Source organism: Rhizobium leguminosarum (assembly GCF_004123835.1).
Lineage (GTDB): Bacteria > Pseudomonadota > Alphaproteobacteria > Rhizobiales > Rhizobiaceae > Rhizobium > Rhizobium leguminosarum_M.
The window spans coordinates 375145-393677 of sequence record NZ_MZMU01000024.1 but is presented as its reverse complement, the minus strand read 5'-3'; the positions used below and the strand labels follow the sequence as shown (position 1 = coordinate 393677).

General features: G+C 61.8%; 13 protein-coding genes. 8 read left to right on the top strand and 5 right to left on the bottom strand.

The genetic code is table 11. From position 1 onward, the window contains the following. Positions 1–115: 115 nt before the first annotated feature. Positions 116–1732: a bifunctional phosphoribosylaminoimidazolecarboxamide formyltransferase/IMP cyclohydrolase gene (gene purH, locus B5P46_RS31530; RefSeq protein ID WP_129422139.1), complete on the top strand. Its 1617-nt coding sequence runs from the start codon at positions 116–118 to the stop codon at positions 1730–1732. Positions 1733–1782: 50 nt separating this feature from the next. On the opposite strand, the gene B5P46_RS31525 is transcribed toward purH, so the two are convergent. After that, entirely contained in the window at positions 1783–3171 is a 1389-nt protein-coding gene (locus tag B5P46_RS31525; RefSeq protein ID WP_129422138.1) for an MFS transporter, read from the bottom strand. Between the two features lie 27 nt (positions 3172–3198). Continuing rightward, positions 3199–7974: an NAD-glutamate dehydrogenase gene (locus tag B5P46_RS31520; RefSeq protein ID WP_129422137.1), complete on the bottom strand. Its 4776-nt coding sequence runs from the start codon at positions 7972–7974 to the stop codon at positions 3199–3201. 276 nt (positions 7975–8250) lie between these two features. On the opposite strand from B5P46_RS31520, the gene pdxY reads away from it, so the two are divergent. The 3 genes from pdxY (at position 8251) to B5P46_RS31500 (ending at position 11554) form a co-directional block, all read left to right on the top strand. Next, entirely contained in the window at positions 8251–9126 is an 876-nt protein-coding gene (pdxY, locus tag B5P46_RS31510; RefSeq protein WP_062940004.1) for a pyridoxal kinase PdxY, read from the top strand. Between the two features lie 71 nt (positions 9127–9197). Continuing rightward, a complete protein-coding gene (locus tag B5P46_RS31505) occupies positions 9198–9839 on the top strand; it encodes a carbonic anhydrase (protein ID WP_113546681.1) in 642 nt (213 codons plus the stop codon). A 95-nt stretch (positions 9840–9934) separates the two neighbouring features. Beyond that, a complete protein-coding gene (locus B5P46_RS31500; RefSeq protein ID WP_129422136.1) occupies positions 9935–11554 on the top strand; it encodes a GGDEF domain-containing protein in 1620 nt (539 codons plus the stop codon). A gap of 45 nt (positions 11555–11599) precedes the next feature. On the opposite strand, the gene B5P46_RS31495 is transcribed toward B5P46_RS31500, so the two are convergent. The 3 genes from B5P46_RS31495 to B5P46_RS35445 form a co-directional block, all read right to left on the bottom strand. Then, positions 11600–12421 carry a lytic murein transglycosylase gene (locus tag B5P46_RS31495; RefSeq protein ID WP_129422135.1) on the bottom strand — a complete coding sequence of 274 codons (822 nt, stop codon included), beginning with the start codon at positions 12419–12421 and terminating at the stop codon, positions 11600–11602. A gap of 278 nt (positions 12422–12699) precedes the next feature. Then, positions 12700–13734, bottom strand: coding sequence for an aspartate-semialdehyde dehydrogenase (locus B5P46_RS31490; protein ID WP_012759513.1), 1035 nt, complete (start codon positions 13732–13734; stop codon positions 12700–12702). Between the two features lie 111 nt (positions 13735–13845). Continuing rightward, entirely contained in the window at positions 13846–14058 is a 213-nt protein-coding gene (locus B5P46_RS35445) for a hypothetical protein (RefSeq protein WP_129422134.1), read from the bottom strand. Positions 14059–14145: 87 nt separating this feature from the next. On the opposite strand from B5P46_RS35445, the gene B5P46_RS31480 reads away from it, so the two are divergent. The 4 genes from B5P46_RS31480 to B5P46_RS31465 all read left to right on the top strand — a co-directional run bounded on the left by B5P46_RS31480 (position 14146) and on the right by B5P46_RS31465 (position 18473). Continuing rightward, positions 14146–15900 carry an alkaline phosphatase gene (locus B5P46_RS31480; RefSeq protein ID WP_129422133.1) on the top strand — a complete coding sequence of 585 codons (1755 nt, stop codon included), beginning with the start codon at positions 14146–14148 and terminating at the stop codon, positions 15898–15900. 94 nt (positions 15901–15994) lie between these two features. Further along, on the top strand, positions 15995–16462 hold the full coding sequence (locus B5P46_RS31475; RefSeq protein ID WP_129422132.1) for a hypothetical protein: 468 nt from the start codon (positions 15995–15997) through the stop codon (positions 16460–16462). A gap of 5 nt (positions 16463–16467) precedes the next feature. Further along, positions 16468–17160, top strand: a complete 693-nt coding sequence (locus B5P46_RS31470; protein WP_129422131.1) for an ABC transporter ATP-binding protein — start codon at positions 16468–16470, stop codon at positions 17158–17160. Continuing rightward, entirely contained in the window at positions 17157–18473 is a 1317-nt protein-coding gene (locus B5P46_RS31465) for an ABC transporter permease (RefSeq protein WP_129422130.1), read from the top strand. Before B5P46_RS31470 ends, B5P46_RS31465 begins: the two co-directional genes overlap by 4 nt. Positions 18474–18533 lie beyond the last annotated feature (60 nt).

Here is an 18533-nt window from a genome sequence, read left to right as displayed (position 1 = left end):
TTTTGGCGTCATGCGCTGACGCCTGTTTGCGCGGCGGCAAAGCTGTGCTAACGCGGCGCCAGCATGCGAACATCCCTTGCGGATGTCCTCCCGAAGCCCGAACGGAGAAGGTTTCATGGCCGTCATTTCCAAGAAGATCCCCGCCCCCGACAAGGTCGAAATCAAGACCGCGCTCATCTCCGTCTTCGACAAGACCGGGATCGTCGACCTCGCCCACGCCTTGTCTGCCAGAGGTGTGCGCCTGCTTTCGACCGGCGGCACGTTTAAAGCGATCACCGCTGCCGGTCTTGCCGTCACCGATGTTTCCGAAATCACCGGCTTTCCGGAGATCATGGATGGGCGTGTGAAGACGCTGCATCCAACGGTGCATGGCGGCCTGCTGGCGATCCGTGACGACAGCGAACACCAGGAAGCGATGAAAAAGCACGGCATCGAGGGTATCGACCTCGCCGTCATCAACCTCTACCCCTTCGAGGAGGTGCGCGCAGCCGGCGGCGACTATCCGACAACCGTCGAGAATATCGACATTGGCGGTCCGGCGATGATCCGCGCATCGGCCAAGAACCATGCCTATGTGACGACCCTGACCGATCCGGCCGATTATGCCGAGCTGCTGGAGCAGCTTTCCGCAGATGACGGCAAGACCGCCTATGCTTTCCGCCAGCGTATGGCGGCCAAGGCCTACGCCCGCACCGCCGCCTATGATGCAATGATCTCCAACTGGTTTGCCGAGGCGCTGTCGATCGACACGCCGCGCCACCGGGTCATTGGCGGTGTGCTGAAGGAAGAGATGCGTTACGGCGAAAACCCGCATCAGAAGGCCGCCTTCTATGTGACCGGCGAGAAGCGTCCGGGTGTTTCGACGGCCGCTCTTCTCCAGGGCAAGCAGCTCTCCTACAACAATATCAACGATACGGATGCGGCCTACGAGCTCGTCGCCGAGTTCCTGCCGGAGAAGGCACCGGCCTGCGCGATCATCAAGCACGCCAATCCCTGCGGCGTCGCCACCGGATCGAGCCTGGTCGAGGCCTATCGGCGGGCGCTCGCCTGCGATTCCGTTTCCGCCTTCGGCGGCATCATCGCGCTCAACCAGACGCTGGATGCCGAAACGGCCGAAGAGATCGTCAAGCTCTTCACCGAAGTGATTATCGCGCCGGATGTCACGGAGGAGGCAAAGGCGATCGTCGCCCGCAAACCGAACCTGCGGCTGCTGTCTGCCGGTGGCCTGCCCGATCCGCGCGCCGCAGGTTTGACAGCGAAAACCGTTTCCGGCGGCCTGCTCGTCCAGAGCCGCGACAACGGCATGGTCGAGGATCTGGAACTCAAGGTCGTGACCAGGCGCGCGCCGACGGCGCAGGAACTGGAAGACATGAAGTTTGCCTTCAAGGTCGGCAAACATGTGAAGTCGAACGCCGTGGTCTATGCCAAGGACGGCCAGACGGCCGGCATCGGCGCCGGCCAGATGAGCCGCGTCGATTCCGCCCGCATCGCCGCGCTGAAGGCCGAAGAGGCGGCCAAGGCGCTCGGCCTTGCAGTGCCGATGACGCATGGTTCGGCAGTCGCCTCCGAAGCCTTCCTGCCTTTTGCCGACGGTCTTCTGTCGATGATCGCGGCAGGGGCGACGGCGGTTATTCAGCCGGGCGGCTCGATGCGCGACCAGGAAGTCATCGATGCCGCCAACGAACACGGCGTCGCAATGGTCTTTACCGGCATGCGCCATTTCCGGCACTGATCGGGTGCCGGCCGTCGGCGGCCGGCGCTCTTCCTCGAGCAGGTTCGTCCCTATGCGCGATCGGCCGGATAGGGCGTGCGGATCAGGAGCACCAGGCCGCCGGCGAGGAACAGGATCAGCGTTGCCATTCCAAGCCGCGGTGATCCGCTCATATAGGTCACCAGCGAGAAAAGCAGCGTCGCCATGAAACTCGTGGCGCGCCCCGAAAGCGCGTAGATGCCGAAGTAGCGGCCGGCTTCCTCGATGCCGACGCTGCGGGCGAGATAGGAGCGTGACGAGGCCTGCACCGGCCCGAAGGCGAGCCCGATCAGCAGGCCATAGAGAATATAGGCCTTTTCTGCAGCCGTACCGAAGAGACCGCCGGAATCTGTCGCCGGCAGCGGCATCAAGCCGAACAGGGTGTAACCCGGCCCCGTCGAGATGATGCCGATGGTGGCGAGCAGCAGCATCGTAAGGCTGATGACGACGGTGACCTTCGAACCGACGCCCTTGTCGATGCGACCGGCGATCAGGCAGCCGAAGATCGCAACGACATTCAGGATGATGCCGTAGATACCGATCTCGATCGTCGCCCAGCCGAACATGCCGGCCGCGAAGATACCGCCAAGGATCAGCAGCCCGTTGACGCCGTCCTGATAGATCATGCGGGCGATGAGGAATGTCAGGATGCCGCGGCGCTCCCTGAGTTCACCAAGCGTATTCTTGAGTTCCCGCAAGCCGGAGCGGACGGCAGTGCCGAAGGGAAGACCCCTGCCGACATCCGGTGTGAAGAAGAACATCGGCAGGATGAAGATCAGATACCAGACGGCCGAGATCGGCCCGGTGATGCGGGCATCCTGACCGGTCTCAGGATCGAGGCCGAATAGCGGATCGAGACCGAGGATGGTCTTGCCGGTCTCGGGGCTCGCCGCCAAAAGCGTGACGACGGCAATGAGCACGATTATGCCGCCAAGGTAGCCGAGCCCCCAGGCGGTGTTGGAGAGCTTGCCGACCTCGTGCTTGCCGACCAGGCGCGGCATCATCGAATCGTTGAAGACGATCGAAAACTCGGCCGAGATCGAGGCGAGGATCATGAAAATGACGGGATAGAGAACAGGCGAACCGGGTGCGGCGAACCACAGGCAGAACAGGCTGGCGATCTTGATGATCGCGAAGAAGCCGATCCAGGGTTTGCGTGCGCCGGACTGGTCGGCGATCGAGCCGAGGACGGGTGAGAGCAGGGCGATGATCACCGAGGAGATCGTCGCCATGTTGCTCCACGTCGTCTGCGCGGAAACCGGGTCATCGGTCAGGCGGGAAACGAAATAAGGTCCGAAGATGAAGGTTGTGACCACGGTGAAGAAGGGCTGTGCTGCCCAATCGAAGAACATCCACCCCCAGATGCCCTTCTCCGTGGCCTTTGGCGGTTGCGTTCCTGTCCAGTCAATGCGATTCAACATCCGCTCCTTGTTTTGACGCGGACTGTCTCACCTCACCCGGTCGCGCGCAAGATCGGTCAGGATACCTGCAGCAACGGTAATACGCGCGAGATTGGGATCGCCGCCGTCGCTGAGGCTTGAAAGCTCCTCGAGGATACGGTTGATGCGGATACGATCCTGTGCATGCCAGGCTTGAACGGGCAGCTTTTCCTTGCCGTGATCGGAAAGGGCCGAGATGACGATGTCGCGCCTTGCGCTGGCGATCTGGTCGATGCTGCGGGCAAGCGCCAGATTCTCGTAATGGTCTGAGGTGAGGATCCGCCCGCCCGCCGCCAGCAGCCTGCCGATACGGAAGGTCTGCGACACGGCGATGTAGTTCTCGGCGGCGCGCACCAGGGGTTCGCCGGTGCGCTCGGCGATCTGCATGATCTCCGGCACCAGTGCGAAGATCGGGAGGCTGGCGATCTCGGCGGCGAGTTTTTCGGGCAGGCCCGCCTGGCTGTACTCCGCCTGGCGCACGGCGACCTCGCCGGCCACCTGTCCGGCGAAGGCGGTTTTCAGCTTCTTCAGGGCTGCCTGGAGCCGGCTAATCACTTCCGCCATATCGGCCTTGGTCATGCCCGTTTTCAGCAGCAGGCGCGTCAGCACGATAAAGCTGTGGCTGATCTCCTCGTAGATGCGGTTCTGCATCTCGCCTGATATCTTGCCGTCCAGGGCGTCCGTCCCGGCCCAGAGGCTGGTCAGGTCGAAACCGTCTCGAGCGACGATTGCGGCGCGCACCACTTCCGGTGCTGAAGCCGCCGTTGCGTCCATCATGGCGACGGTGAAGCTCGGCCCGCCGCGGTTGATCGCCTCGTTGGCAAGCACCGTCGCGATGATTTCGCGCTTCAGCCGGTGGCCGGCGATATCGCCGGCGTTCGACTTCTGCATCTTGACGGGGAAATAATTCGAAAGCGTCGCGATGAAATAGGGATCGTCAGGCAGATCGCTTGCGGCCAGCGCATCGAAGAGCACGATCTTGGCATAAGACACCAGCACGCCGATTTCCGGCCGGGTCAGCGGCTTGCCAGCGGCATAGCGTTCGGCGAGGGTCTGGTCGTCCGGCAGCGTCTCGACCTTGCGATTGAGCTGCTTGGCGCCTTCCAGAACCGTCATGAAGCGCGCAAGTTCCAGGCCGTTTGCCGTGCCCTTGCGTTCGGTCAGCGAGATCGCCAGCGACTGCAGGTAGTTGTTGCGCAGCACCAGGGTCGCGACTTCGCCGGTCATCGAGGAAAGAAGCTGGTCACGTTTTGCGCGCGTCAGGCGTCCGTCATGCATGGCGGCTGCCAGCGCGATCTTGATATTGACCTCGACGTCCGAGGTATTGACGCCGGCCGAGTTGTCGATGGCGTCGGAATTGCAGCGCCCACCTTTCAGACCGTAGGCGATGCGGCCTTTCTGGGTAACGCCGAGGTTTGCGCCCTCGCCGATCACCTTGGCGCGCACCTCCACCGCGGTGATGCGGATCGGGTCGTTGGCGCGGTCGCCGACTTCGGCGTCGGTTTCGGACGGCGCTTTCACATAGGTGCCGATGCCGCCGAACCAGAGCAGGTCGACCGGGCTCTTCAGGATCGCCGTCATGATCTCGAAGGGCGTGGCCACAGCCTTGTCGATGCCGATCGCGGCAACCGCTTCCGGCGTCAGTGTGACCGATTTCGCTGCGCGGGAAATGATCATTGCACCCTTCGACAGCACGCTCTTGTCGAAATCCTGCCAGCTTGAACGCGGCAGGTCGAAGAGCCGCTGGCGCTCAGTCAGCGTCTTTTCCATATCGGGGTCGGGATCGATGATGATGTCGCGGTGATCGAAGGCGGCAATAAGCCGGATCTTCGGAGAGAGCAGCATGCCGTTGCCGAAGACGTCGCCCGACATGTCGCCGACGCCGGCGACGGTGAAGGGCGTCGTCTGGATGTCGATGTCCATTTCCCGGAAGTGGCGTTTCGCGGTTTCCCAGGCGCCGCGAGCGGTGATGCCCATCTTCTTGTGGTCGTAACCGGCCGAGCCGCCGGAGGCAAAGGCGTCGTCCAGCCAGAAGCCGGCTTCCTGCGCCAGTGCATTGGCGGTGTCGGAAAAGGTCGCGGTACCCTTGTCGGCGGCGACGACGAAATAGGGATCGTCACCGTCGAGCCTGACGGTATCCTTCGGCGGGACGATATCGGCACCCGCTATATTGTCGGTGATCGAAAGCAGTGTGCGGATATAGGTCTTGTAAGCCTCGCGGCCGGCATTGAAGATCTCGTCGCGGCTGCCGCCGACCGGGAGCTTCTTCGGATAGAAGCCACCCTTGGCGCCGACCGGCACGATCACCGCGTTCTTGACCTGCTGCGCCTTGACGAGGCCGAGCACCTCGGTGCGGTAATCCTCGGCGCGATCCGACCAGCGCAGGCCGCCGCGTGCCACTTTGCCGAAGCGCAGGTGCACGCCTTCCACCTCGACGCCATAGACGAACATCTCGCGGAAGGGTTTCGGCTGCGGCAACCCGTCGACCAGGTGTGGATCGAGCTTGAAGGCCAGCATCGGCTTCGGCGAACCATCCGGGTTCTTCTGGAAATAATTGGTGCGTAGCGTCGCATCGACGATGTTGACGTAGCGGCGCAGGATACGGTCGTCGTCGAGGCTCGGCACGTCGGCAAGTTCAGTCTCGATCGCCTGGTGCAGTTCGGCAAGCTTCTTGACGCGGACCTTCTCCGAAAGCCTGGTGTCGAGCGTGTCATGGAAGAGACGAAAGATAGCGGCGGCAACACCGGGATATTTGTCGAGCGTCGTGGCGATATAATCCTGCGAATAGGCGATGCCGGCCTGGCGGAGATAACGCGCGTAGGCGCGCAGCACGTTCGCCTCGCGCGCCGAGAGCCCGGCCGAAAGGATAAGCCGGTTGAAGCTGTCATTGTCGATCGTGCCGGCGAAGGCGGCGACGAAGCCTTCCTCGAGGGCGGCGCCGTAACGATGCAGATCGATCTCGCCGCCATTGCGGGCCTCGAGCTCCATATCGTGCAGCACGACGAGTTTCTTTTCTCCATCGGCGGCCGGCACCCCGATGTCGAAAGTGCGTTCACTGACGACGTTGAAGCCGAGATTCTCGAGAAGCGGCACGCGGCGCGACAGCGCCAGCTGGCCGCCGGCGTGGAAGATCTTCAAGGAGAGGATGCGGCCCTGTTCTTCCTGACGATGGTAGAACTGGATGCGCAGCGGCTCGCCGGCGGCGCAGGCACCGATATCGGCGAGGTCGGCCACGGTTTCCTCCGGCGTGAAGGAATCCTGGAAAGCTTGGTCGACGGATATCTTCGGGGCCTTGGCGCCGGCCAGCGCCTCGAAACGGTCGTCCCAGCGGGCCGTGATTTCGCGGATCACCTGCTCGAGCTTTGCCTGCGGAATGCGTGGCGTCTTGCCGCCCGAGCGGCCGATGATGAAATGCACGCGCGCCACGCCGCCCTCCGGGAAAGCCGGGTAATAGGCGGAGACACGGCCGTCGTAGACAGTCTTCAGATAGGTGCCGATCCGTTCGCGTACGATCGAGTCATACTCCTCGCGCGGCACGTAGACGATCACCGAGACGAAGCGGTCGAAATGGTCGATGCGCGGCAGGACGCGGACGCGCGGCCGATCGGCCAAGTCGTTGATCTGTTCGGCAAAACTTGCAAGCAGCGTCGTGTCGATCTGGAAAAGGTCGTCGCGCGGATAGGATTCCAGCGTGTTGTCGAGCATGCGGCCGGAATGGCTCATCGGGTCGAAGCCGAAATGTTCCTTCACCTTCTCGATCTTGGAACGCAGCAGCGGGATTTCCGAGGCGAGCGAGGTATAGGCGGTCGAGGTGAAAAGGCCGACGATGCGCAGCTCGCCGGTGACGTTACCCTCAGCGTCGAAGCGCTTGACGCCGACATAATCCATATAGGCCCGGCGATGGACGATCGATTTCACATTCGCCTTGGTGACGATCAGGAAGTCGGGGCCGTCGAGGAAGGCGAGGATCTCAGGCGTTGTCGTTACGGCGTCCTTGCCGGTGCGCAGCACCAGAACATCGGGATTGGAGAGGATGCCGAGGCCTGCACCCTTGTCGCGTTCGACCCTGGCATCGGTCCCCTTGCCGGAATAGACATATTCCCGCATGCCGAGGAAAGTGAAATTCTCATCGCGCAGCCAGGTCAGGAAAGCGACGGCTTCGTCGCGATCGGCCTTCTTCCGGCTGGCGCCATTGGCCGCAAGCTCGGCGATCACTCCGTCGATCTTGGAAAGCATCGGCTTCCAGTCGGAAACCGACAGGCGAACCTGTTCGAGGACTTTTTCGATGCGTTTGACGAGATCGGCGGCCTGGGCGGAATTGAGGGGGGCAATATGAAGCTGGATATGGCTGACGCGGTTGGCCGGATCGCTCGGGTGATCGGCGGAATACATCGCCGGCGCCTTGCCCTTTTCCATGACCAGGATGGGATGCACGGCCATGAACAGGTCGCGATAGGTGCTTGTCACTTCGCCCATGACCGATTCAAACAGAAAAGGCATGTTCTGGTCGGTGACTGAAAGTACCGAGACGGCGATGCCATCAGGCGTCACATCGGCAATCGTGTCGATGCTGACGCGGGGCGCCTTGCCGTTCCAGGCAGCAAGCTCCTTTGCCGAATGCACGGCGGAGAGCGCCAGCATTTCCGGCGTATAGAGTTCGAGATCGTCATTGCTTGCCCGGCCGAAGAGAATTTCCGGATCGAGATGCGCCTCGCCTGTCGCCTTGGCGATCTTGCGCGCGCTTTCGATCTGCTTTTCCCGTTTCGGATTGTGTCTGGCAGCCATGGATCGCCTCCCTCAATGTCTGATTTTTTGCAAGCTAGCAGAAGATTCTTCGAAAAAATCTCTAAAAGAGAGGTCCGAAGGATTGTTTTGACGCTTTTTTGGCGCTGGAAAAGAGAAATTGTAAGAGATTTTCCGCTTTCTTCGCCAAGCGAAAGCGAAAGTCCCGTCTTCCGGTTTTTCGTTCCGCCGAACATTTCCACGCCCGCATGAAGAATGGTTGACAGCGTGGCGTCAAAAAGATCATCAAACGCGGTCATCATTCGGATCTTGGATATCATGTCGGAAAATGCAGCGGGCGCAGTCATCGTCATTTCCAGCCATGTGGTGCGGGGCTCGGTCGGAAACCGGGCAGCCGTCTTTGCGCTGGAGACGCTCGGTCATCCGGTCTGGGCCCTGCCGACCATCGTGCTGCCCTGGCATCCCGGCCACGGCCGCTCGACGCGGCTGACTTTTGCGGAAACGGATTTCGATGCGGCAATCGACGATCTGATCCGCGCGCCCTGGATCGGCGAAGTCAAGGCGGTGCTTTCGGGCTATTTCGGCAATGCCGCCCAGGCGCGCTCGGTCGCCCGGCTGATCGGCGCGCTGAGACAAAACAATCCCGAGCTGCTCTATGTCTGCGATCCCGTCATGGGCGATCTCGGCGGCCTTTACGTGCCGGAAGCGACCGCTGAGGCCATTCGCGACCATCTCATTCCGCTCGCCTCGCTCGCGACGCCGAACCGCTACGAGCTCGCATGGCTTTCGGGGGCAGCCCTCGAAGACAACAGTGCGATCATGGAGGCGGCGCTCGCGCTCGGACCATCGCGCATGCTCGTCACATCGGCGGTGCCGATGATGGCGGGCGGTACCGGCAATCTCTATCTTTCCGGCCGTCACGCCCTTCTTGCGGAGCATCGCGTTGTCGACAACCCGCCGAATGGTCTCGGTGACCTCATCGCCGCCGTCTTCCTGTCGCGCCTGCTTTCCGGGATCGAGGACGAAAAGGCGCTGCAGCTTGCCACCGCCAGCGTCTTCGAGGTGCTTGCGCGTGCCGTCAAGCGCGGCAGCAACGAGTTGATGCTGGCAAGCGATGCTTCCAGCCTTTCGACGCCGATGGCCATGGTGCAGATGCGCCGGCTCGTGCACCCGGCGCAGCGGCGGAAAAAATGACGCATTTGCCAATGCGCTCATTTTGCGGTGCAGCAGTTGATCTTGTCTTCCGCGCGCGCTAATCCAGAAGCATGCAGCGTTTTCCAAATCCCCTTCTGGACGGCTATCGCAACTTTATGAACGGGCGTTATGCCGATGCCCGCGACAGGTATCGGCAGCTTGCCGAAAACGGTCAGAGTCCCCATACGCTTGTCATTGCCTGTTCGGACTCTCGCGCGGCACCGGAGCTGATCTTCGATGCCGGCCCCGGCGAATTGTTCGTCATCCGCAACGTCGCCAACATGGTGCCGCCCTACGAGCCGGACGGTCATTTTCATTCGACGTCGGCCGCACTCGAATTTGCCGTGCAGGTGCTGAAGGTCTCGGATATCGTCGTGATGGGCCATGGCCGCTGCGGCGGCATCCGCTCAGCGCTCGATCCGAATGCCGAGCCATTGTCGCCCGGCGATTTCATCGGCCGCTGGATGTCGCTGGTCAAACCTGCCGCCGAGCAGATCCAGAGCAACGACGTGATGACGGCTGCCGAGCGGCAGACGGCGCTGGAGCGTGTCTCCATCCGCAATTCGATCAACAATCTCAGAAGCTTTCCCGACATCAAGGCGCTCGAGGAAGCGGGAAAGCTTCATCTCCACGGCGCCTGGTTCGACATTTCGACCGGTGAACTCTGGGTCATGGACGCCGAGACACGCGACTTCATTCGTCCCGAAATCTAGGGACATGCCAGTTTATCAGTTTTTTAAGGATTGTTGTTAAGCTTGCCGTCAATTGGTCGCGCACGACCGACGTTTGATCACCGTGGCGATTGGCGATGAAGTTCGAAACCATCAAAAGGGTTATCCTGGCCGCCATCATGCTGCCCTTCGTCTTCATGCTCATTGAAGGCGTCGTCGTCATACGTTCTTCGGTCAATCAATACTGGAACCTCGAAAAGGACCGGCAGTTCGCCGATGTGCTTGCCCGTGGCGGGTCGATCGCCGCCACGGAGATTCTGACCGAAATTGGCGCCACCCGCCGCTACCTTGCACATCCCAGCAGCAGGACTGCCATCGACATGCAGCAAAGCCGGGTGACGCTCGATCGCGAACGCCGCGCTTTTTATGCCAGCCTGCCCTCCCGCGATGCGCTCGACGAGGGGCTCGTCGGCGAATTATCGATCCTCAGCCTTGCCTACAGCCGTATCGTCGCGGCGCGCAGCGCCGTCGACCAGGGGCGTTATACCGGCAGCGATCCCGGTTCCATCTACTGGTATGCGGCTCTCAAGCAGCTTGCCGTCGTCGATGCGCTTTCGCCGCTGATCAGCGATCCGGTGCTGCTTGAGAAATCCAACCAGCTGATGGGCATCCTGCTGACCTATTACGGCGAAAGGCTGATCACCGGGATCGGCACCCGTTATCTCGACCAAGGGGCTTCCGCCAGATTGCCGGTGGAGCTCTTCGTGCAGGGCAAGGTCATGCTCGGCGAGGGCATGGATCACATGGTTTTCCATTCCTCCGCGCCGGTCGTGCGCCACATCGTTGCTTATCTCGGCCGCAGCAGCCAGGTGAAGGCGGATGCGATCACCGATGCCATTCTCGCCGGATCGCGGCCGACACGCGCCGTGCATGACGTCTGGGCCGCCGCGCAGAGCGAGCGCATGAGCTTCCTGCAGCAGAAGATGATCGAGGCCGCAAAGGATATTCACGAGACCGGCGAAAACCTTTCGACGCGCTCGCACATACACCTGACGCGGATTCTGGCGCTGTGTGCCGGCCTGCTGATACTCGCCACCTTGGTGCTGCTGCTGGCGGCAAAGGGCCTGCGGCTGATCGACCGGCTGACCCAGGATCGGGAGACGCTGGTGGGGGAGTTGCGCAGCGCCGCCCAGACCGATCTTCTGACCGGCCTTTACAATAGGCGCGGCTTCGAGGTCGCCGCATCCGCACTTCTCACACAGGCCGAGCACGGATCACGCTGGATTTCCGTCGTGCTGTTCGACCTCGATCATTTCAAAAAGATCAACGACGTTCACGGGCATGACGCCGGCGATGCCGTGCTCCGGCATGTCGCGGGCGTCGCGCGTGAGAATTTTCGTTCCTTCGATCTGCTGGTGCGCCATGGCGGCGAGGAGTTCCTGGCGCTTCTGCCGGATTCGACGCCTGACGATGCCGCAATCGTTGCCGAGCGTGTGCGGCTGGCGATCGAGGCGGCGGAAATCCCCCTGCCGAGCGGCGATGTTCTCAAGATGACGGCGAGTTTCGGATGCGCCGGACGGGCAAATGAAGCCACCAACCGGAACTTCGAGGATCTGGTCAAACGCGCCGACCTGGCGCTTTACGCCGCCAAGGCCTCCGGCCGCAATTGCGTTGTCTCGGGACCAATCCTGCCGGCCCCGGTGCAGGAGAAGCGACGCAAGGCGGCGTCCGGCGGTGGCTTTGATTCCCGCATATGAAAAACGCCGCATATTGCAGCGGCGTTTTGGCGTATTCTATCGGGCCTATCTGCCGTCGATCTGCTGACCGATATAGGCGATGGCCTGCTGGTAGACGCTGGCGGCGTTCCAGCCCTGGATGGCGACGAAATTCGGCTCTCCCGGCTGATAGCCGGCGCCGGCGCGCCAGCCGTGGCCCTTGAGGAAATTCGCCGTCGAGGCCAGTGCATCGGCGCGGGAACCGACCATGTCGACGCGGCCGTTGCCGTCGCCGTCGGCGCCGAAACGCACGACATTGCGCGGCAGAAACTGCGTCTGGCCGATTTCACCATGGGCAGCGCCCTTGGCCTGCGGGCTCAAATAACCCTCGGAGACGAGCTGGAGTGCTGCATAGAGCTGGTCGGTGAAATATTGCGAACGACGGCAGTCATAGGCAAGGGTCGAAACAGCCGACAGCGTATGCTGGTTGCCCATATAGCTGCCGAAACCGGTCTCCATGCCCCAGATCGCAATCAGCGGGCCGGCCGGAACGCCGAAACGGCGCTCGATCGAGGCAAAAAGCGCCTGATTGGCGGCCTTCATGCTGCGGCCGCGGGAGATGATCGTGGCACCGCCGCGCTTCTGCATGAAAGCGTCGAAGGAGAGCTTGAAGCTCTTCTGGCCGCGGTCGGCGGCAATCGTCGGCCTGTTGTAATTGACGTTGGCGAAGGCGCGGTCGAGGACCGAGCGACTGACGCCGTTTGCCGCCGCTTCCTGCTTGAAGTCGGCGACCCATGCACCGAAACCGCTGCTATTATTGCCGCATTGAGCGCCCTGGGCCGCTGCCGGCAGCGCGTGGAGGACGCCCGCCGCCGTAAACGCCGCCAGAAAGAATGTTGTCATGCGCATGAGAAACCCCGCTTCCGATCCACTGAAGCGCGCCGCGGCCGATCGGGCCCATGCGACGCGCTCAAAGTCTTCGTTCTGTTCATGTCGCTGTCCCGAACCGCTGCACGGTTTTGGACGGCATGCTTTGGCTTGATGCCGGGCAGAATGCCAGCCGAAGGCGATCTTGTCACGATCACCTTTTTCAGCAAGCGCCTATGGACAGAAGTGTCCATAATTCGGCAAAAAGCCCTGCCTTCATCATCAGCAGGGCTTTAGCATATTATGGTTTACAAATGGTATCAGGCAGCCTGCTTGCGCGGCTTGACGAGACCACGATTGACGAGCAGCTCGGCGATCTGGATGGCGTTCAACGCAGCGCCCTTGCGCAGATTGTCGGAGACCACCCAGATGTTGAGGCCGTTTTCGACCGTCGCATCCTCGCGGATGCGCGAGATGTAGGTTGCATCCTCGCCGGCGGATTCATATGGCGTGATGTAGCCGCCATCCTCGCGCTTGTCGATGACGAGGCAGCCCGGTGCATCGCGCAGGATGTCGCGGGCCTGGTCGGCGGTGATCTCGTTTTCGAATTCGATGTTGACCGATTCCGAATGACCGATGAAGACCGGTACGCGCACCGCCGTGCAGGTCACCTTGATCTTCGGGTCCAGCATCTTCTTCGTCTCGGCCAGCACCTTCCACTCTTCCTTGGTGTAGCCATCCTCCATGAAGACGTCGATGTGCGGGATGACATTGAAGGCAATACGCTTGGTGAACTTCTTGTTCTCGATCGGATCGGCGACGAAGACGGCGCGCGTCTGGTTGAAGAGCTCGTCCATGCCGTCCTTGCCGGCGCCGGAGACCGACTGGTAGGTCGAGATGACGACGCGCTTGATCTTGGCAAAGTCGTGCAGCGGCTTCAACGCCACCACCAGCTGGGCGGTCGAGCAATTCGGATTGGCAATGATGTTGCGCTTGGTGAACTGGCTGATGGCATCCGGGTTCACTTCCGGCACGATCAGCGGCACGTCGGCGTCGTAGCGCCAAGCCGAGGAATTGTCGATGACGATGCAGCCCTGCTGGCCGATCTTCGGCGAGAACTTCTTGGAGACCTCGCCGCCGGCCGACATCAGGCAGATGTCGGTATCGGAGAAATCGTAATTCTCCAGATTGGAGACCTTCAGCGTCCGGTCACCGTAGGAAACCTCGGTGCCCTGCGAACGCGAGGAGGCGAGTGCCACGACCTCATCGGCGGGGAAGCCTCGCTCGGAGAGGATGTTGAGCATCTCCCGGCCGACATTTCCGGTCGCTCCCGCAACTGCTACTTTGAAACCCATTTCTCAAGCTCTCTTTCTCTTCTCTCCTCTTGTCCGGTGAGGGGAAAGACGCGATTAATCGCGTCTTCCTGTCCCCAGCCGAGCCGGGGAGAGAGCGGCAGGCCAGAGACGTCAGACGGTTTTCGTCGTCGTTTTGGCCTTGGTTTTGGAAGAAACCGGAACGGCAATGTCCACCCCGGCAACTCGTGCCCGGTCATTGCATTCGGCAATGGCGTGTTCGTCGCGAACCATGGAGATTCCTTTTCCGCTGTTGCTCTTAGAAGGTTTTCCACAGGAGTCAAGGTTTTTGCGCTCAGAGCCGGCATGCGAAAGCGGCGGCCGCAATGCTGCGACGTTTTGTCATGCCGCTGTCATTCTCGGGAGGTATCCCGGCCCGGTTGTTAATGTCTGCAACGAAAACGGGGGTTTTCCATGCGTACGCTTCTTGCCGCCTTTGCGGCCACCACCATCCTTGCGGGCGCCGCTCAGGCGACGACGGTTTATCCGCTTGATCGCGCGACGATTCTTGCCGGTTCACCGTTCGATTTCAAGGTCGAGCTCAACAAGCAAGTCAAGCCCGAAGACGTGAAGATCACGGTCAACGGCCAGGACTACAAGACCGTCCTCGGGGGCGAGGCGCAGTTCGTCGAACTGGAAAAAGGCAAGGATGACAAGGCTCTCGGCTCCGCTATCCTGCTGCGCGGCCTGAAGATTTCCGCCCCCGGCGCCTATAAGGTCGAGGTCGCTGCCGGCGACGAAACGAAGTCCGTTACCTGGAACGTCTACGAAACCGCGGCTCAGCCGAAGGCCAAGAACATCATCTTCCTCTTGGGTGATGGGCTTTCCGTTGCGCACCGCACCGCCGCCCGCATCATGTCCAAGGGCATGACCGAAGGGAAGGCCAATGGCCGGCTGAACATGGACGACCTCGATCGCATGGCTTTCATCGGCACGTCGGCGACGAATGCGGTTGCCACCGACTCGGCCAACACCATGTCGGCCTTCATGACGGGCCATAAGACGGCCGTCAACGCACTCGGCGTTTATGCGGACCGTACGCCGGCTCTGCTCGATGATCCGCGTGTCGAAACCTTTGGGGAAGCCGTTCGCCGCACGACCAAGAAGTCGATCGGTATCGTCGCGACCTCCGAAGTCGAGGACGCGACGCCAGCTGCGGTCGTTTCCCATACCCGCAGCCGCAACGACAAGGCCGACATCGTCGGCATGCTGCTCGAGGTGAAGCCGGAAGTTATCCTTGGCGGCGGTTCGGCCTATTTCCTCGGCAAGGAGGTTGCCGGTTCGAAGCGCAAGGATAACCAGGATTACATCAAGCTGTTCCAGGATGCCGGCTATAAGCTGGCGACCGATAAGAACGAGCTCGCCGCCAATGCCTCGGTTGAAGGCAATCTCCTCGGTCTCTTCCACACCGGCAACATGGACGTCACGCTCGATCGAGAGTTCCTGAAGAAGGGCACGGTCGATAAGTTCCCGAACCAGCCGGGCCTCGTTGATATGACCAAGGTTGCGCTCGATCGCCTCTCGAAGAATCCGGAGGGTTTCTTTCTGATGGTCGAAGGCTCCTCCATCGACAAGATGTCGCATCCACTAGATTGGGATCGTGCGGTCATCGACACCATCGAATTCGACAAGGCGATCGGTGTTGCCCGCGAGTTCCAGAAGGCCCATCCTGATACGCTGATCGTCGTCACCGGCGACCACACCCACGGCGTATCGATCATCGGTACCGTCGATGATGAGAAGCCCGGCACGGAAATGCGCGAAAAGGTCGGGACCTATGCCGAGGCTGGCTTCCCGAACTACAAGGACGAAAACGGCGACGGCTATCCCGATAAGGTCGACGTCAGCCGCCGGCTGTTCCTGAGCGCCAATAACGGCCCCGATCACTACGAGACCTTCCGTCCGAAGCTCGACGGTCCGTTCGTTCCGGCTGTCCAGAACGAAAAGAAGGAATATGTCGCCAACGAGCAGTATAAGGATGTTCCCGGCGCGGTCTTCGTTCAGGGCAATCTTCCGAAGAGCAGCGAAAGTGGCGTCCATGCGGTCGACGACGTCGTCCTGCAGTCGGCAGGCCCGGGTTCGGAAGAATTCCATGGTTACATGGAACAGAGCGACGTCTATCGCGTGCTTGCCGACACCTTCGCTCTCGGCGCCAAGCAGACGAACTGATCTGAATCCGGCAAGGCCGCTTGCCGGCCTTGCCCCTTTCGTCGATCATGGTCCCGGCCGTTCAGCGGCCGGGACTTCATTCTTGGAGATCGCCATGGAAAAGCTCCCTTCGCTGCATCTCAGCCGCCGCGGCCTGATCGGCGCCATCGGTACGCTAGCCTTTACCGCTGTGGCTCGCCCGAGTTCTGCTGCGGATTCCTCGATCAGCTTCGATGAACTTTACGGCAAGTTCGGCGTGCTCGGCCTCGAATTTTCCGACAAGGTGAAGCGCCTTGCCGGCAACGACGTCAGCATGAAAGGTTTCATGGCACCGCCGTTGAAAGCCGAGGCCCAGTTCTTCGTGCTCACCGAGGTGCCGATGTCGCTCTGCCCCTTCTGCTCCTCGGATGCGGATTGGCCGGACAATATCGTCGTCGTCTATCTCGGCGAGAAGCAGACCTTCGTGCAGCCGCGCCAGACGATAGAAGTGCGCGGCACGCTGGAATACGGTTCCTGGACGGACCCGGACACCGGCTTCGTCAGCCTGCTGCGCCTCCGCCAAGCCGAATATTCCGCTGCCTGAACGATATGCTCGCTCTTGATATCGAAAACCTTTCCGTTGCCTTCCGGGGCCTGTCCTCGCCGGCACTGGCGATCGGCCGCCTGTCGATCGATGCCGGCAGCAGGGTCGCCATTACAGGCGCTTCCGGTTCCGGCAAAAGCACCTTCGTCAATATCGTTGCCGGGCTGGAGCGGACACGCCAAGGCCGCATCCGCTGGAACGGCGAGGATATCGCGAATTTTTCAGAAAGCCGGCGCGACCGATTCCGTGCCGCCAATATCGGCCTGGTTATGCAGGAGTTCCATCTCTTCCCCGGCCTGTCGGCGCTGGATAACGTGCTGCTGCCGGCGCGTCTTGCCGGCGCCGCCACGGATGATGTCATCGAGCGGGCGCATTCGCTTTTGAGCACCGTCGGTCTTTCCCGTCCGGGCCAGAAGATCGAAACCATGTCGCGCGGCGAGATGCAGCGCGTGGCGATCGGCCGGGCGCTGCTGCGCAAGCCCGGCGTCATCATCGCCGACGAGCCGACCGCAAGCCTCGATGCCGAAAGCGGCGAGGCGGTCGGCGATCTCATCCTCGATCTGGCCATCGCCGAAGGCAGCACGCTGATCGTCGTTTCACACGACCAGCGCTTGGCCAGCCGCCTCGATCGGCGGATCACCTTCGGTTCCGGCCGGATCAGCGAAGATTCCGCGGCAACGGCAGGAGAAGCTGCATGATCCGCTTCATCCTTTCCGATCTTCGTCGCCTTTGGGCGGGATCGCTGGTGGTCGTGCTGCTGGTGGCGCTTGCGACCGCGCTCGGCGTTTCCGTCGTCCTGCAGGAGCGGGCGCTTCGTCTCGGCAGCGCACGCGCTGCCGACAAGTTCGATCTTGTCATCGGCGCCGGCGGCAGCGAGACGCAGCTCGTGCTGTCCTCCGTCTTCCTGCAGCCCTCGCCTTTGCCGCTGATGCCGGGCGAAGTGCTGGGCAAACTTGCCGCGGATCCACGGGTCGATTGGGCAGCTCCGATCGGCTTCGGCGATTCCTTCTCCGGCTATCCGATCATCGGCACGACGACCATGCTGGCGCAGAACCTGTCCGGCGGTCTAGCCGAAGGCAAGATTTTCGGGCGCGAGGGCGAAGCCGTGATCGGCGCCGCTGTCAAGCTGTCGCTCGGCGGCGAGATCAAGCCGATGCACGGGTCGCTGGAAGAGGGCGGCGAGACCCATACCGAGCTCGTCTATCATATCGCCGGCCGCTTGCGGCCGACCGGCACCGCCTGGGATCGGGCCATTCTCGTTCCGATCCAGGCCGTCTGGCACATCCATGGCATGGAGGCGGAGGAACATGCGGAGGGCGGTGCCGAAGCCGAGCACGATCATGAAGTGGCGTCCGGTACGGATAGCGCTGAACATGGTCATGCGCATGAGAAAGCCGGCCCTGATCACGATGGGCATGAGCATCACGGGGAGGCCGATCCGGATGCCGCGCTGGATGAGAGCTGGACTGCGGGCGCTCCCGGCCTTCCTGCCATTCTCGTCAAGCCGAAGACGATCGCCGATGCCTACAAGCTGCGGCAGGACTATCGTAGCGGCAATACCGTCGCCGTCTTTCCCGGCGAGGTGCTGACCAATCTCTACGCCACGCTCGGCGACGCCAAACAGATCCTCGTCGCGGTCGCCTCCGGCGCGCAAGCTCTCGTCGCAGCCTCGCTAGTGCTGGTCACGGTCATCCATATCGGCCAGCGCCGCCGTCAGATCGGCGCACTCAGGGCCTTCGGTGCCCCGCGCGGCGCGATTTTCGGCATCGTCTGGCTGGAATTCTTCTTCCTGGTGGCGGTCGGCATCGCACTCGGATTCGTACTCGGTTATGCCGCGGCCCTCATCTTGTCCGGCATGTTCTCTGAGACGAGCGGGGTCGCCATGCCGGTCGGCTTCGCCCGTGAAGATGCCGGGCTTGCAGCGGTGCTGCTTGCCTTTGCCACGATTCTTGCCGCGCTGCCGGCAGTACTCGCCTACCGGCAATCGCCGGCGCAGGCGCTAAGAGCATAACGGATCCACATCACAACCGCCGTGAAACCTCCGGCTGCTCTATCGCCACGGGCGGCGGAG

What these genes read in the sequence shown, in the direction of transcription:
- purH (WP_129422139.1), top strand. Translation starts at nt 116, where the DNA reads ATGGCCGTCATTTCCAAGAAGATCCCCGCCCCCGACAAGGTCGAAATC.
- B5P46_RS31525 (WP_129422138.1), bottom strand. Translation starts at nt 3,171, where the DNA reads ATGTTGAATCGCATTGACTGGACAGGAACGCAACCGCCAAAGGCCACG.
- B5P46_RS31520 (WP_129422137.1), bottom strand. Translation starts at nt 7,974, where the DNA reads ATGGCTGCCAGACACAATCCGAAACGGGAAAAGCAGATCGAAAGCGCG.
- pdxY (WP_062940004.1), top strand. Translation starts at nt 8,251, where the DNA reads ATGTCGGAAAATGCAGCGGGCGCAGTCATCGTCATTTCCAGCCATGTG.
- B5P46_RS31505 (WP_113546681.1), top strand. Translation starts at nt 9,198, where the DNA reads ATGCAGCGTTTTCCAAATCCCCTTCTGGACGGCTATCGCAACTTTATG.
- B5P46_RS31500 (WP_129422136.1), top strand. Translation starts at nt 9,935, where the DNA reads ATGAAGTTCGAAACCATCAAAAGGGTTATCCTGGCCGCCATCATGCTG.
- B5P46_RS31495 (WP_129422135.1), bottom strand. Translation starts at nt 12,421, where the DNA reads ATGCGCATGACAACATTCTTTCTGGCGGCGTTTACGGCGGCGGGCGTC.
- B5P46_RS31490 (WP_012759513.1), bottom strand. Translation starts at nt 13,734, where the DNA reads ATGGGTTTCAAAGTAGCAGTTGCGGGAGCGACCGGAAATGTCGGCCGG.
- B5P46_RS31480 (WP_129422133.1), top strand. Translation starts at nt 14,146, where the DNA reads ATGCGTACGCTTCTTGCCGCCTTTGCGGCCACCACCATCCTTGCGGGC.
- B5P46_RS31475 (WP_129422132.1), top strand. Translation starts at nt 15,995, where the DNA reads ATGGAAAAGCTCCCTTCGCTGCATCTCAGCCGCCGCGGCCTGATCGGC.
- B5P46_RS31470 (WP_129422131.1), top strand. Translation starts at nt 16,468, where the DNA reads ATGCTCGCTCTTGATATCGAAAACCTTTCCGTTGCCTTCCGGGGCCTG.
- B5P46_RS31465 (WP_129422130.1), top strand. Translation starts at nt 17,157, where the DNA reads ATGATCCGCTTCATCCTTTCCGATCTTCGTCGCCTTTGGGCGGGATCG.